The 13,122-nt window shown below is 64.2% G+C and carries 15 protein-coding genes; 4 read left to right on the forward strand and 11 right to left on the reverse strand.

Features of this window, described 5'->3' with window-relative positions:
* Positions 1 to 217: 217 nt before the first annotated feature.
* The 5 genes from LB577_RS10675 to LB577_RS10695 all read right to left on the reverse strand — a co-directional run bounded on the left by LB577_RS10675 (position 218) and on the right by LB577_RS10695 (position 5,143).
* Entirely contained in the window at positions 218 to 988 is a 771-nt protein-coding gene (locus tag LB577_RS10675) for an SDR family NAD(P)-dependent oxidoreductase (protein ID WP_023776317.1), read from the reverse strand.
* Positions 989 to 1,018: 30 nt separating this feature from the next.
* Positions 1,019 to 2,014 (reverse strand): ABC transporter permease, encoded by a 996-nt coding sequence (locus LB577_RS10680; protein ID WP_013895922.1) that lies wholly within the window; start codon positions 2,012 to 2,014, stop codon positions 1,019 to 1,021.
* Positions 2,015 to 2,135: 121 nt separating this feature from the next.
* Positions 2,136 to 3,176, reverse strand: a complete 1,041-nt coding sequence (locus LB577_RS10685) for a sugar ABC transporter substrate-binding protein (RefSeq protein ID WP_224686681.1) — start codon at positions 3,174 to 3,176, stop codon at positions 2,136 to 2,138.
* Between the two features lie 39 nt (positions 3,177 to 3,215).
* Positions 3,216 to 3,980, reverse strand: coding sequence for an ATP-binding cassette domain-containing protein (locus LB577_RS10690; protein ID WP_013895920.1), 765 nt, complete (start codon positions 3,978 to 3,980; stop codon positions 3,216 to 3,218).
* Complete coding sequence (locus LB577_RS10695) at positions 3,977 to 5,143, reverse strand: ROK family transcriptional regulator (protein ID WP_224686682.1); 1,167 nt, start codon at positions 5,141 to 5,143, stop codon at positions 3,977 to 3,979. Before LB577_RS10695 ends, LB577_RS10690 begins: the two co-directional genes overlap by 4 nt.
* 51 nt (positions 5,144 to 5,194) lie before the next feature.
* On the opposite strand from LB577_RS10695, the gene LB577_RS10700 reads away from it, so the two are divergent.
* From LB577_RS10700 to LB577_RS10710, 3 genes are read left to right on the forward strand one after another with little or no spacing between them, the layout of a single operon-like run.
* A complete protein-coding gene (locus tag LB577_RS10700) occupies positions 5,195 to 5,365 on the forward strand; it encodes a hypothetical protein (protein ID WP_224686683.1) in 171 nt (56 codons plus the stop codon).
* Positions 5,362 to 6,540 carry a M24 family metallopeptidase gene (locus tag LB577_RS10705; protein ID WP_224686684.1) on the forward strand — a complete coding sequence of 393 codons (1,179 nt, stop codon included), beginning with the start codon at positions 5,362 to 5,364 and terminating at the stop codon, positions 6,538 to 6,540. The genes LB577_RS10700 and LB577_RS10705 overlap by 4 nt, the downstream gene beginning before the upstream one ends.
* Positions 6,541 to 6,550: 10 nt before the next feature.
* Positions 6,551 to 7,258 carry a M20 family metallopeptidase gene (locus LB577_RS10710; RefSeq protein ID WP_224686685.1) on the forward strand — a complete coding sequence of 236 codons (708 nt, stop codon included), beginning with the start codon at positions 6,551 to 6,553 and terminating at the stop codon, positions 7,256 to 7,258.
* 234 nt (positions 7,259 to 7,492) lie between these two features.
* On the opposite strand, the gene LB577_RS10715 is transcribed toward LB577_RS10710, so the two are convergent.
* The 6 genes from LB577_RS10715 to LB577_RS10740 form a co-directional block, all read right to left on the reverse strand.
* Positions 7,493 to 8,248 (reverse strand): ABC transporter permease, encoded by a 756-nt coding sequence (locus tag LB577_RS10715; RefSeq protein ID WP_224686686.1) that lies wholly within the window; start codon positions 8,246 to 8,248, stop codon positions 7,493 to 7,495.
* On the reverse strand, positions 8,245 to 9,018 hold the full coding sequence (locus tag LB577_RS10720; protein ID WP_023776312.1) for an ABC transporter ATP-binding protein: 774 nt from the start codon (positions 9,016 to 9,018) through the stop codon (positions 8,245 to 8,247). The genes LB577_RS10715 and LB577_RS10720 overlap by 4 nt, the downstream gene beginning before the upstream one ends.
* Positions 9,018 to 10,046, reverse strand: a complete 1,029-nt coding sequence (locus LB577_RS10725) for an ABC transporter substrate-binding protein (protein WP_224686780.1) — start codon at positions 10,044 to 10,046, stop codon at positions 9,018 to 9,020. Before LB577_RS10725 ends, LB577_RS10720 begins: the two co-directional genes overlap by 1 nt.
* Positions 10,047 to 10,137: 91 nt before the next feature.
* Positions 10,138 to 10,581 (reverse strand): VOC family protein, encoded by a 444-nt coding sequence (locus LB577_RS10730; RefSeq protein WP_224686687.1) that lies wholly within the window; start codon positions 10,579 to 10,581, stop codon positions 10,138 to 10,140.
* A complete protein-coding gene (locus LB577_RS10735; RefSeq protein ID WP_224686688.1) occupies positions 10,578 to 11,321 on the reverse strand; it encodes a FadR/GntR family transcriptional regulator in 744 nt (247 codons plus the stop codon). The genes LB577_RS10730 and LB577_RS10735 overlap by 4 nt, the downstream gene beginning before the upstream one ends.
* Positions 11,318 to 12,757 carry an FAD-binding oxidoreductase gene (locus LB577_RS10740; protein ID WP_224686689.1) on the reverse strand — a complete coding sequence of 480 codons (1,440 nt, stop codon included), beginning with the start codon at positions 12,755 to 12,757 and terminating at the stop codon, positions 11,318 to 11,320. Before LB577_RS10740 ends, LB577_RS10735 begins: the two co-directional genes overlap by 4 nt.
* Positions 12,758 to 12,906: 149 nt before the next feature.
* Here LB577_RS10740 and LB577_RS10745 point away from each other — a divergent pair, with 149 nt between their 5' ends.
* Positions 12,907 to 13,074, forward strand: coding sequence for a hypothetical protein (locus tag LB577_RS10745; protein WP_224686690.1), 168 nt, complete (start codon positions 12,907 to 12,909; stop codon positions 13,072 to 13,074).
* Positions 13,075 to 13,122 lie beyond the last annotated feature (48 nt).

Genomic DNA, 13,122 nt, shown 5'->3' on the forward strand with positions numbered 1-13,122 from the left:
AGCAGCGTGCGGCACCGTTGTCTTCCGCGATCGCACCATAGGCTAATACGATCAGGCAGTTCACAATACACCTACAAGCGGTCGATTCCTCCGGGATGTAGCCACTCCAAAAACCCGCCACGGGTCGCCCCCGGCGGGTTTTTCATCGATCAGGGGGTTGCGGGCCACCGGTGCGAGCTTCTTGACGCCTCGTCGGCGTGATTTCGCACCTGAGGGGTCACGGCGGCACCATCCGAAAATCATTACCCTCGGGCAGCAACTGCCCGCCATCGACGACGATGGTCGTGCCGGTGATGTAGCTGGCGTCATCCGAGGCGAGGAACAGGAAGGCGTTGGCGACGTCGCGCGGGCTGCCGAGCCTGCCGAGCGGGATGGAATCCTCCATGTTCTTGATGTAGGCGGCGCCGCGATGCTGCTGGATGGCTTCGGTCAGGATGTTGCCGGGCTCGACGCCGTTGACGGTGATGCCATAGCCGGAGAATTCCAGCGCCGCCGCCCGGATGAAGCCGTTGATGCCGGCCTTGCTGGCCGAATAGTGGCCGTGGCCGGGGCTGGTCACATGCGGACCTGTTATGGAGGAGGTGTAGAGCATGCGGCCAAAATGCTGCGCCTTCATCGGCACCAGTGCGGCGCGGCTGGCATTGAAGGTGCCGCGCAGATTGACGGCCATGACGCGGTCCCAGTCGTCGGCGCTCGTGTTCTCGATCAATTGCCAGGGATAGATGCCGGCATTCTGCACGATGATGTCGAGGCGGCCGTGCTGCTTCAGCGCCAGAGCCACCGCGGCCTCGGCGTCGCTCATCCGCGAGATATCGGTGCGGATGAAGGGCACGCCGAGTTCGCTGGCGGTCGCTTGGCCGGCCGCCGCCTCGGTATCGGCGAGCACCAGCCTTGCGCCTTCCTCGGCGAAACGCTGCGCGATGCCCTTGCCGATGCCGCGCGCGCTGCCGATGATCAGCGCCACCTTGTCTTTCAGTCGTCCGGTCATGCCCGCCTTCCTGTCATGCGAATCGTCCTGTCATGCGAGTCTTTGGCGAATGGTTTGCTTGAAGGCGTCGAGCAGCACGGCCGCCAGCACCAGCAGGCCGTGGATGACCTGGGTGAAGTTGGCGGGCAGCCCCATCAAATTGATCGCCGTGTTGATGGCCGAGAGCAGAAGCACGCCGGCATAGACGCCGGGCAGGGTGCCGACGCCGCCCTTCAGGCTGACGCCACCGATGACGACCGCGGCAAAGGCGTTGAACAGCAGGCCGACGCCGAGATTGGCGGTGGCGCCCGAGGTGCGGATCGCCAGCAGCCAGCCGGCTAGGCCGGCTATGGCGCCGGCGAGCACGAAGGCGATGACTAGGTTGCGGTTGACCCGGATGCCGGCGCGGAAGGTTGCCGTCTCGTTGCCGCCGATCATCACCAGGTGTCGGCCGAACGGCGTCTTGGCCATGATCAGCGAGAAGACGACGAAACAGGCGATGGCGATCCAGGCGGTGAGCGGCAGGCCGGCGAGGCGCTGGATGCCGAACCAGCGAATGGCCGGCGCCAGGTCCTGCGCCGAGCGGCCGCCCGAAATGACCAGTACCAGGCCGCGCACCCAGATGTAGGACGCCAGCGTGATGATGAAGGCGCTCATCTTCACCTTGACCACCAGATAACCGTTGAAGACGCCGATGAGGCCGCCGACGGCCAGCGCCAGCAGCAGCGATACCGGCACCATCAGCCATTCCGGATGCAGTTGCACGCCCATGCCAATGCCTGACGAGCAGAACAGGATGCCGACCGCCATGGCGCTGAGCGCGGCGACGGATTCGACCGACAGGTCCATGTGGCCGGCGATGATGACCAGCGCCAGGCCGATCGACATGACCCCGAGCACGCTCGAAGCCTCGATGATGTTGGCGAAGATGCCGAGCTGAAAATAGTTCGGCACGAAGATGGAGAACACCACCAGCACGAACAGCAGCATGAACCAGACGAGGTTGTCGAGAACGAACTCCAGGGCATGGCGGGTGCGGAGGTTCATGGGCTGATCCGGCTGGCGCATGCCTCCGAAAATCAGTTCGATTTTCGGAGGCATGCGCGGATTGGAATTGCGAAGGATTGGCTCCGGGCCGAGAGGGCCCGGAGCGTTTCAGGCGAGATGCCTATTCGACCGACTTGACCGTGTCCGTCGGCGGCTTCTGGTTGCCCCAGAAAGCCGGGTTGTCGACGTTTTCCTTGGTAATGGCCGCACCCGGGATCTTGATGTTCGGGCCCCAGCTTTCCTTGGTGACGACCGATTTCAGGCCAAGCACGTCATAGTCGCCAGGCTTGATCTCTTCCTTCTTGACCACCTTGTCCATGAACATGGCGACCGCCGCGGCCTGTGCGTAGAGCGGCTGCTCGACTTCGACGTTGAGCCAGCCCTTGCGGATCAGGTCGAGGCCGACCGGAGCGCCGTTCGAGCTCATCAGCATGACGTCGCCCGGCTTCTTGCCGGCGGCCTCGAGCGAGGCGACGGCGGCGACCGACAGGTGCGCGGCATGGCTGAAGATCAGGTCGATGTCGGGGTTGGCCAGCATCTGGTCGGCGACGATGGTGCCGGCGTTGCTGGCTTCCCACTGCATGGCCGGAAGCGAGATGATCTTGACGTCCGGAAACGCCTTCATCTTCTCCTCGAAGCCCTTCTGGATGTCGAGCGTATAGGGATCGCCGGGGTCGCCCAGCACTTGCAGCACCTTGCCCTTCACCGAGCCGTTCTTGGCTTTCAGCAGTTTCTCTGCCTGGTCGGCCGCGACATGGCCGATCTCGACGGTTCCGGCGACCGATGTGAAGTCGGAAGGCGTCGAGGTGATCTGGCGGTCGAACTCGACCACCGGGATGCCGGCCGCACGCGCCGCCTCGATGGACGGTTTCAGCGCGTTGAAATCGACCGCGGCCAGGATGATGGCCGCCGGCTTCAGCGCGATGACGTCGTTCATCTGCGACTGCTGCGCGTCGGTCTTGTTGTCGGCATTCAGCGTTTTCATTTCATAGCCGACCTGCTTGAGGAACAGCTCCAGCGCGCTCACCGAGCCGGTCTGGAACTCGTCGAGCAGTGTCGGCACCATGTAATAGACGGTCCCCTTGGACTGGGCGAATGCCGGCGTGAGCGTGGCAAAGGCCAGTGCCAGGATACCGAAGACAGCAAGAAGTACTCGCTTCATGTTGTTGGCTCCCTGTTAAGCCGGACCCCTCTTTGTCCCTCAGCCCGCCGGTCCGGCACCGGCAAGCGTTTCACCGGTGATCATGTTGATCACCGCATCGGGACTTGTTTTGCTGCGTGCGACATCGCCCGCCACGACGCCTTGCCGGATCACCACGATCCGGTCGGCGACCTGAAAGGCCTGCTGCATGATGTGGGTGATGATGACGACGCCGATGCCCTGGCTCGCCACCTGGCGGATCATGTCGAGGCCGCGCCGCGTCTGCTCGACGCCGAGGGCGGCGAACGGTTCGTCCAGAAGCACCAGCTTGCCGCCCCAGTGCACGAACCGGTTGAGCTCGATGGCTTGCCTCTGGCCGCCCGATAGGTGCTCGACATTGGTGCGCAGAGACGGAATGCGGGTGCCGGCGCTCGCCAGGGCCTTCCCAACGACGGCCTCCATGGCGCGCTCGTCGAGCACGGGAATGCCGAGAACCTTCCGGGTGATCTCGCGGCCCATGAAGAAATTGGCCACCACATCGACATTGGTGCACAGCGACAGGTCCTGGTAGACGGTCTCTATGCCCGCCGCCTTCGCTTCGGCGGGCGATTTGGCGAGAAACTCCTTGCCCTCGAACAGCATGCGGCCCGAGGTTGGCTCCAGTCCGCCCGCTATGATCTTGACCAGCGTGGATTTGCCGGCGCCGTTGTCGCCGAGCAGCGCCACCACCTCGCCCTTGCCGATCGAGAAGCTGATCCCCTTCAGCGCTTCGATCGCGCCATAGTTCTTGGTGACGTTGTCGAGCACCAGCAGAGGTTCGCTCATGCGGCAATCTCCTTGGCCGCCAGGAGATCGCGGCCACGCTCGCGCTCTGCCGTGAACATCTGCCCGAAGCGCGGCGACAACACCCCTGAAACGGCAAGGGCGGCGGCGCCGCGCAGTACGGATTGCTGGCCCCCGCCCGCGACGACCACGCGGGGCGCCTTTCGATCGCCGCGGGCCGAAACCGAATTGAGCAGCGGCGCCGCCGCGTCCGCCAGACGTTGCAGCAGGTCCGGCGCCGCCAGCCCGCCGAGCACGATCGTCTCGGGATCGAACAGGTTCTCGATGATGGCGATGGCATTGCGGAAGATCGGGCCGACCTCAGCCACCCAATCGGCGTCGTTGCCGGCCCAGCGCCCTCGTGCTTCGAGCGAAAGATAGCGTTCGAGGCAGCCCCGGTTGCCGCAAGGACAGGGCTCGCCGCCGGGAACGACGGGAATGTGGCCGATTTCGCCGGCATTTCCCCAGGCGCCGCGCATCACGCTGCCGTCATGCATCATGGCGCTTCCCAGCCCGACGCCGAAATAGAGATAGTAATATTCGGAATGGTGGGCCCCGATGCCGTAGAGGCGTTCGCCCATCGCCGCGGCGGCCATGTCGCTTTCGAAGAACGCCGGCAGTCCCGTCGCGGCCGTCAGCCGCTCGCGCAGCGCCACGTCCTTCCAGCCAGCCATCGTCGTCGGCCCGACGAAGCTCATGGCCTCCACGCCAAACGGTCCGGGAAGCGCCATGCCGATGCCGATGACGCGGCCGCCGGCCCGCTTCCCCGTCAGGTCGCGGACCATGCCGCCGATCTCATCGAACGCATGATCGGGCGCCGCGTTGGGCGCTTCGCGGTGCGAACTCTCGATCACGTCGCCGCTGAGATTGATTAGTGCTGCATCTATCCCGAGCGGCGTCAAATGGATGCCGACAGCATAGCCGCCCTCGGGATTGATACGCAGCGTCGCCGGAGGCAGGCCGCGCCCCTTGGGTTCCTCGCGGAGGGACAAGATGTAGCCCTGTTCCTCCAACTCACGGACGATGGTCGATACGGTCTGGACGGTGAGCCCGACATGCCGGGCGATATCGCCGCGGGCGATGGGACCGTTACGGCGGATCGACTCGAGCACGATGCGCCGGTTGTACGGCCGCCCGAATTCCTGATTGGTCCCCCGCAACGCCATGCCTTGCACTCCCAACGGATACAAGTTTGCATCAAAGATTTATTCAGTCAAATGGAATTCAAAAATAAATCAGCAAAAAGCGCGGGGCAAAAAGGGGCTGGAATGGACGTCGCTGGTTTAGGACCTGTTCAGGTGCCGCCCTTGGCCGATTGCCGCAATCGCGAAAGCCGCTTCAATGGTAGCCAAGCAACCGCTATCCAACACAGCATGGAGCAAAGATGATCGAATTGCCGTTTGCCCGCGAAGAGTACCAGCAGCGGCTTCGCAAGATCCGCGCCGAGATGGCCAAGCGCGGTCTCGCGCTCCTGATCGTCAACGACGTTGCCAACCAGCACTATATCACCGGCTATGACGGTTGGTCGTTCTACACGCCGCAGGTGGTGCTGGTTCCCGTGGAAGACGTCGAGCCGGTCTGGATCGGGCGCGCCATGGATGCCGCCGGCGGTCTTCTCACGGCCTGGATGAAACCCGAGAACGTGGTCGGCTTCCCGGAAGATCATGTCCAGCGTGTCGATCGCCATCCGATGGACTGGATCGCCAACTGGATAGTGGCAAAGGGCTGGGGCATCAGGCATATCGGCATCGAGCTCGAAGCCTATTATTTCTCCCCGAAAGCGCATGCGCGGCTCGTCGCCGGCCTTCCCAACGCAAAATGGCACGATGCCGATCTCCTGGTGAACTGGATCCGTGCGGTCAAATCGGCGCCCGAGATCGCCTATTTGCGCAAGGCGTCGACCCTGGCCGAAGCGGCGGTGGCGCGGGCCTTCGAGGTGATAGCGCCGGGTGTTCGCGAGTGCGATGCGATTGCGGCCATCCAGGCGGCGCAGATCGCCGGCAGCCCGGATTTCGCCGGCGACATCACCGCCCTTCCGCCGACAATCCTCGGCGGCGAGAACGCCTCGGCCCCGCACATCATGTGGAGCGACCGGCGGTTCGGGGACAACGAGACGATCGCGCTGGAACTCGCCGGCGTCTGCCGCCGCTACGCCGCCGGGTTGGCGAGAACGATGCAGCTTGGCAAGACGCCGACGCGTGTCGCGGACACGGCAAGGGCGGTGATCGAGGGCATGGACGCGGTGCTCGATGCGGTCCGGCCAGGAACATCGGCCGAAGCGGTCGAAGGTGCATGGCGCAAGGTCATCCAGCGCTACGGGCTGAAGAAGGAGTCGCGCATCGGCTATTCCATCGGCGTCGCCTATCCGCCGGATTGGGGCGAACACACGATCAGCCTCCGCCCGGGTGACAAGACGGTGCTTCAGCCCGGCAACGTCGTTCATTCCATCCTCGGCATGTGGATGGACGGCTGGGGTATCGAGATCAGCGAGACCATCCTGGTCACCGAAACCGGCCATGAGACGCTGACCAGGTTCCCGCGGGAGATCCATGTCAAAGCCTGAGGGATCGGTCATGGCCGACGGTGGCGCGATTTCCGGCGCGGTCGAAATCGGCGCCGGCATGCTCGATCGGATGATCGAGATCCGCCGCCATCTGCACCGCAATCCGGAGCTGTCCAACCACGAGGCGAACACGCAGCTTTATCTCAGGCAAATGCTGGCCGGGCAGGGAATTGCCGACATTCGTGATGTCGCGGGCTTTGGCCTTGCGGTCGACATCGTCGGCACCGGCGCGGGTCCATACACTTTGGCGTGCGACACCTTCGATGCGGTCGTTACCGGCTCGGCGGCACATGCGGCAAAACCGCATGAAGGTGTCGATGCGCTGGCCGTGGCCTGCTCCCTGGTGACGGAATTGCAGAAGATCGTCTCGCGCGAGATCGATCCGTACGACCCCCTGGTGATTTCCGTGACGGCCATCAATGGCGGCAACGCCTACAACGTGTCCGCCGGCAAGGTCGCACTGAAAGGCACCATCCGCAGCGGCAGCGATGCAACCCGCGAGCGGGTCTGGCGCCGCGTTCGCGCGATAGCCGAAGGGATGGCGGCAAGCCATGGGGCGCATGTCGAGGTCGATATCCACAGGGGTGAACCGGGCGTCGTCAACGATGTCGAGATGGCCGAGTTGATTGTCGCCAGCGGCAAGGCCTGCATCGGCGCCGACGACGTCCTCAACACGCCTGGATGGACCGTTGCGGACGACTTTGGCTACTGCAGCTAGAAACGTCCTTCGGTCTACTTCCGGCTCGGAATCCGCAACGAGGAAGCCGGATCTGTCTTTCCGCTGCACCACGCCAGGTTCCGCGTCGACGAGGCCGCCTTGAAGGTTGGCGCGGCCACCCTGGTTTCGGCGGCGACCCGTTTTCTGTCGATGCAACCTAAAAATGCAGACTAACGGAAGCGGTCTAAGGACCGGCTCGTGCGGATTGCACGAGCCGGCAAAACGGTCGCCTTTTCAGTATTTGATGACGCGGCGCTCGACCATCACCACGATGCAAAACACCGCGATCGACAGGCACGACGACAACACAATTGCCGCGTAAAGCCGGTCCGACTGATAGTTGAAGCTCGCCTGGATGATGAGCGCGCCGAGGCCCTTGTCCGAGCCGATCCATTCGCCGACGATGGCGCCGATCACGGCTGTCGCCGAAGCAATCCTGAGCGAGGAAAACAGCATCGGCAGCGCGCGGGGCAGGCGCAGGTCCCAAAAAATCTCCCAGCGCGTCGCCGACAGCACCCGAAACAGCTCGTGCTCGTTGTCGCTGGGTGAATCCAGGCCGCGAATCATGTTCACCAGCGTCGGGAAGAAGCAGATCACTGCCGCGATGACGATCTTCGGCGTCATGCCGAGCCCGAAGATCAGGATGATGATCGGCGACAGCGCCAAGATCGGAATGGTGTTGAAGAACAGCACGATCGGGAAATAGGCGGCCTGCAGGATGCGGCTGTGCACGAAAACGACGGCGAGCAGCACGGCGGCGAGGTTGCCGATGACGAAGCCGGCCAGCGCCTCGATCAGCGTCGGCCTCAGATTGTCCATGAGCAGAGCGAAATTCTTCTGGAAGGTTCCGAAGATCGCCGTCGGGGTCGGCACGATATAGGTCGGAACACCGAGGAAGGGCGGAAGGTACTGCCAGGCAACCAGCAGCGAGGCCGCGCCGAGGACGGGCAGGGCTATCGCCAATTGCGGAGAGAGTGGCGCCGGCCTCACGATGCGCGCTCCAATGCGGTGCGCAGTTCGGCCATGGCGGCGACGATCGCCGGGTCTTCGCGCGAGCAGCGGTTGCCGTCCTGCTTGATCGGCCGCATGTCCAGGTCCTTGACCAGCCGTCCCGGATTGGCGGCGAGAACGATGACCCGTTCACCAAGATAGGCGGCTTCGGCTATCGAATGGGTGACGAACAGGATCGTCGTGCCGGTGCGCCGCCACAGATTGAGAAGCTCGTCGTTGAGGCGGTCGCGGGTGATCTCGTCGAGCGCGCCGAACGGCTCGTCCATCAGCAGCAGCTTGGGCTGACCAAGCAAGGCGCGTGCGATTGCCACGCGCTGGCGCTGGCCGCCGGACAGCTGGTGCGGCAGACGCTCACCGAAGCCGGCAAGCCCCATGAGCTCCAGCAATTCGTCGCTGCGGTCTTCTATCTTGCGCGTCAGGCTGCCTTGCCCGACGCCAAGCGGCAGACGCACATTCTCGCGCACGGTACGCCACGGCAGAAGCGTCGAGTCCTGAAAGACGAAACCCACATCGCGGCGCGAGCGCACCGCGTGCGGCGTGTCGCCGAGCACGCTGATCTTGCCGCCGAGCGGATCGAGCAGGTCGGCGACCACGCGAAGCAAGGTCGACTTGCCGCAGCCGGACGGTCCGAGGATCGACAGGAAGGAGCCGGCCTCGACGGTGAGGTCGAGGCCGGAAAGCACTTCGACGGCCGCCTGGCGGCTGCCATAGCCGACATCCAGCCTGCTGGTTTCGATCGCGTTCGCCATCAGGCGGCGGGCGCATCGAGCTTCGGCCGCTCGGCAGCCGAAAGTTCGAGGATCTTGGTGGTGTGGACGTCGGCGGCCGCGGGCCGGCCATTCGGGTACTGGCCGACCTTGTCGAGCAGCGCCAATTGCTCCTCGATTGACGCCGGGTCGAAGGTGCCCCAGCCGTCCTTGGCTGTTGCGCCATCGAAGGAGAGCTTCAGCACGAGGTTGACGGTCTTTTCTTCCCAGCCGAGGTCCATTTCGGGATAGGCGGCAACCATTTTCTTCACTGCCTCCTGCGGGTTGGCGTGCACCCAGCCCCAGCCCTTGGCGACCGCGCCGATGAACTTGGCCAGCGTGTCCGGATCTTTTTCGATCGCGGCGTCGGTGGCGAAATAGACGTCGGCGTAGGAATTCAGGCCGAGGTCGCGCACCAGAAGATCGATGCGGTCGTCGCCGACGACGCTGAGCGCCTGTGTGTTGGTGATCCAGCCGCCGATGGCATCGACATCGCCGCGCACCAGCGGTCCCTTGTCGAAGCCGACATTGATGACGGTGACATCGGACGCGCTCATGCCGTTCTTGGCCAGGATCTCGTCGATGACGAAACGCGCCGTCGGCTGGATGCCGATCTTCTTGCCCTTGAGGTCGGCAATGCCACGGATCGGGTTTGCCGCCTTCGACGTGAAGGCATAGGGGCCGGTGCGGAAACCGCAGGCGATGATCTTGACCGGCACGCCGCTGGCGCGCGCTGCAAACAGCTGCGGCGTTTCAGAGAACTGGCCGAGCTGTGCTGCGCCCGAGATCACCGGCGGCACGGTCGAGGCGTTCGGGCCGCCCGGGCTGAATTCCACCTCGAGCCCGGCATCCTTGAAGTAGCCGTTGGCGACGGCGGCGATGTCGCCGATCTGTCCGTTGGACATCAGCCAGTCATACTGGATGACGACCTTTGCGGCGGCCTTCGCTCCCGGCGTCAGCGCCAGCTGCATCCCGGCCGATGCGGCGGCGACAGCCGCCACGCTGGATTTCATGAAGCTGCGGCGGTTCATGTCGTAATGTCTGTTCCCATTCATTTTTCGCTCCTGTTGCAAGACTGTCTCGTCTCTTCATTACGCGCCGTTCCCTTTGGCGCGGTGTCGTCTACGGCTGTTCGTCGTGGTAGTCGCCCGGGCCGCCGTCGAGCCAGGCGTAGAGTTCCCAGAGCGTGTCGTCCGGGTCGGTGAAATAGGCGCAGCGCGCATTCCAGACATAGTTTTCGGGTGGCCCGTAAAACGGCACGCCCTTGGCCGTCAGCTCGGCATGCAGCCGGTCGATCTCGTCTGGCGTATCGAGCCGGACGGCGACGCAGACCTTGTGCGCGTGGCGTTGCGATCTCAGTTTCGAAACGCCGGCATGCTGGCCGATATGGTCGATCTCCCAGGCTGCCAGCGTCACGCCCTCGCCATGGAAGTCGGCGAAACCCTCGGCGCGGCGGCGCAGGCGGAAGCCGAGCTTGTCGACATAGAACGTCACCGTCCGCTCGATGTCCTCGACCAGAAGGCAGACGTCGGAAATCCGGCTGATGCTTGCGACGGCCATGCTCATCTCCCTCCGCCCGTACGTTCGCCGCGCACGAGCGGCAGATTGACGCCGACACGGTTGGCCGCGCCGATGATGTGCGCGCGCATCGCGGCCTCGGCTTTTGCCGCGTCGCCGGCGACCAGCGCCTCGTAGATGCGCACATGCTCGCCGACGTTGACTTCCACCAGATCGTGTAAGGGGTTGGTCTGGCGTGCGTAATAGATCGAGCGCCGGATCTGTTCGCAGACGAAGGAGATGAAGCTGTGGATGTAGCTGTTGCCCGTCGCCCGGGCGATTTCGCGATGAAACAGAAGGTCGGCGTCGATGCTGCCGTCCTCCCACCGCTCCTCGCCGCTCATGCGGTCGAGCGCCGCCTTGATGGCGTCGAGATGCTCCTGGTCGCGCCGCTCGGCGGCAAGCGCCGCCGATTCGGCCTCGAGGATGCAGCGCAGCTCAAAGAGCCGCTCCATGTTCTGCCCCTCCTTCAGCGCCTCGCGGTCAATGCGGATCGCCGCCCGCTGCTCCGGCGCCAGGACGAAGGAGCCTATGCCTTGCCGTGCCTCCACCATGCCGTCGGCGCGCAATTGCGCGATCGCCTCGCGCACCACATTTCGGCTGACGCCGAATTTTTCGGAAAGCTGCTGCTCCGTCGGCAGCAGGGCGCCCGGATTGAGTTCGCCGGACTCGATCTCGCGGCTGAGGAACGCAGCGACCCGGTGCGGTAGCGCCTCGACGGTGCCGATGGCGGCCAGTCGTTGTTTCATGAACAGGTCTCCGTCACAGGGAAGAGGCAGCCGGGATTCATCAGTCCGGCCGGATCGATGGCATTTTTCAGCGTGCTGACCAGACGGCGATGGACGGGAGACATGCCGGTCCAGTAGACGCGTTGGCGGGTGCGCCCGATGCCATGCTCGGCGCTGACCGAGCCGCCAAGTGCGGTGACGATGTCGTACAGCCGGGCGGTGATGGCGACGCCCCTGGCGCGGGCGTCGGCCTCGGCAAGATCAAGCGGCGGCAGGACGTTGAAATGGATGTTGCCGTCGCCGGCATGGCCATAGGCCTGTGAAATCCAGCCCGGATGCTCCAGCGCCACAAACCCGCGGGCCTGGGCGATCAGCGTGGGGATGTCGGAGATGCGCACCGAGAGGTCGGTGCGTACGTGATAGCCGCGCCTGGCCTGGCCTTCGACCAGCCCTTCGCGAATGGCCCAGAATGCCTTGGCCTGTGCGCCGCTCTCGGCCAGCACGGCGTCGGCGACGAGATGCCTTTCCATGACGCCGGCGAGGAAATCGACCAGCAGCGAGCGGAGTTCGACGGCAGCGCCCGACGACAGCTCGATCAGCACATGAACAGGGGCATCTACCGGCGCGACGATGGTCGGGTCGGCCAGGCGCGCAAGCTCCATGCATTCCGAGCCGATGATCTCGAAGGCTGATATCAGGTCCGAGCAGTCGCGCCGGGCCTGCCTGAACAGGGCGATCGCCGATTCGAACGAGGGAAGGCCGAGATATGCCGTTTCGATCTGGCCCGGTTTTGGAGAAAGCTTGACCTCGACGCCGGTGATGATGCCGAGCGTTCCCTCCGCGCCGATGAAAAGCTGCTTCAGGTCGTAGCCGCGATTGTCCTTGCGTAGGCCGGAAAAGCCGCTCCACAAGTCGCCGTCCGGCAGCACCACTTCCAGGCCGACGATGAGATCGCGGGCCATTCCGTAGCGCAACACGTTGACGCCACCGGCATTGCTGGCGGCATTGCCGCCGATCTGGCAGCTTCCCTGGGCACCAAGCGCCAGGGGAAACAGGCAGTCCTGGTCATCCGCCGCGTCCTTGATGTGCTGGAGGATGCAGCCGGCGTCGGCCTGCAGGGTGAAATTGTCGGCATCGACAGAGCGGATCCTATTCAGCCGCTCAAGGCTGATGACCACAGCGCCGGGCGTCGTGCCGATGTCGATCGCACCAGCGACAAGCCCGGTGTTGCCGCCCTGCGGGATCATCGCCAGACCGAGCGTGCCGCATAGCCGCACGGCAGCTTGAACCTCGGCGACCGAGGCTGGCTTCAACACCGCAAGCGCGCTGCCGTGATGATCGCCGGACCAGTCCGCGAGGTATTTTGCCATGCTGGTAGGATCGGCAGCCACGCCGCTCTGCCCCAGGACACGCTCCAGGGCAGCGCGAATGTCAGGCGAGATGCCGTGGAAGGTCATTGTCCGGCCGGTTTGGGTGCGGGTGCGTATGGTTATACATATCATCCTACAACTGGCCTGCTGTCAACGGCCAAGCCGCCTGTCACAGGGACTCGTGGACAGAAAGTCGACCGGTGTCCGGCCGGTCCCCTGCGCACTAAATAGAAGATATGGATACGATCTATGCCTTGCTGGTCTTCGCGGCGGCCATTGCAATCATCTATCTGGGCGGCCGATGGAACACGTCGGATACCGACCACTATATGGGCTTCGAAAACCTACGTTCGCCCCACAAGGGGAAAGCCCGCAACGATGACGAGGATCCGAAAAAGGAATGAGGAGCCGGGGACGGCGGTTGCCTGACCGGTTCTGGCGTATCAGCCCGC

The organism is Mesorhizobium sp. B283B1A (assembly GCF_020165735.1).
GTDB lineage: Bacteria > Pseudomonadota > Alphaproteobacteria > Rhizobiales > Rhizobiaceae > Mesorhizobium > Mesorhizobium opportunistum.

Excerpts from the sequence above, each read along its gene's own strand:
- LB577_RS10675 (WP_023776317.1), bottom strand. The coding sequence starts at position 988 with ATGACCGGACGACTGAAAGACAAGGTGGCGCTGATCATCGGCAGCGCG.
- LB577_RS10680 (WP_013895922.1), bottom strand. The coding sequence starts at position 2,014 with ATGAACCTCCGCACCCGCCATGCCCTGGAGTTCGTTCTCGACAACCTC.
- LB577_RS10685 (WP_224686681.1), bottom strand. The coding sequence starts at position 3,176 with ATGAAGCGAGTACTTCTTGCTGTCTTCGGTATCCTGGCACTGGCCTTT.
- LB577_RS10690 (WP_013895920.1), bottom strand. The coding sequence starts at position 3,980 with ATGAGCGAACCTCTGCTGGTGCTCGACAACGTCACCAAGAACTATGGC.
- LB577_RS10695 (WP_224686682.1), bottom strand. The coding sequence starts at position 5,143 with ATGGCGTTGCGGGGGACCAATCAGGAATTCGGGCGGCCGTACAACCGG.
- LB577_RS10700 (WP_224686683.1), top strand. The coding sequence starts at position 5,195 with ATGGAATTCAAAAATAAATCAGCAAAAAGCGCGGGGCAAAAAGGGGCT.
- LB577_RS10705 (WP_224686684.1), top strand. The coding sequence starts at position 5,362 with ATGATCGAATTGCCGTTTGCCCGCGAAGAGTACCAGCAGCGGCTTCGC.
- LB577_RS10710 (WP_224686685.1), top strand. The coding sequence starts at position 6,551 with ATGGCCGACGGTGGCGCGATTTCCGGCGCGGTCGAAATCGGCGCCGGC.
- LB577_RS10720 (WP_023776312.1), bottom strand. The coding sequence starts at position 9,018 with ATGGCGAACGCGATCGAAACCAGCAGGCTGGATGTCGGCTATGGCAGC.
- LB577_RS10725 (WP_224686780.1), bottom strand. The coding sequence starts at position 10,046 with ATGAACCGCCGCAGCTTCATGAAATCCAGCGTGGCGGCTGTCGCCGCC.
- LB577_RS10730 (WP_224686687.1), bottom strand. The coding sequence starts at position 10,581 with ATGAGCATGGCCGTCGCAAGCATCAGCCGGATTTCCGACGTCTGCCTT.
- LB577_RS10735 (WP_224686688.1), bottom strand. The coding sequence starts at position 11,321 with ATGAAACAACGACTGGCCGCCATCGGCACCGTCGAGGCGCTACCGCAC.
- LB577_RS10740 (WP_224686689.1), bottom strand. The coding sequence starts at position 12,757 with ATGACCTTCCACGGCATCTCGCCTGACATTCGCGCTGCCCTGGAGCGT.
- LB577_RS10745 (WP_224686690.1), top strand. The coding sequence starts at position 12,907 with ATGGATACGATCTATGCCTTGCTGGTCTTCGCGGCGGCCATTGCAATC.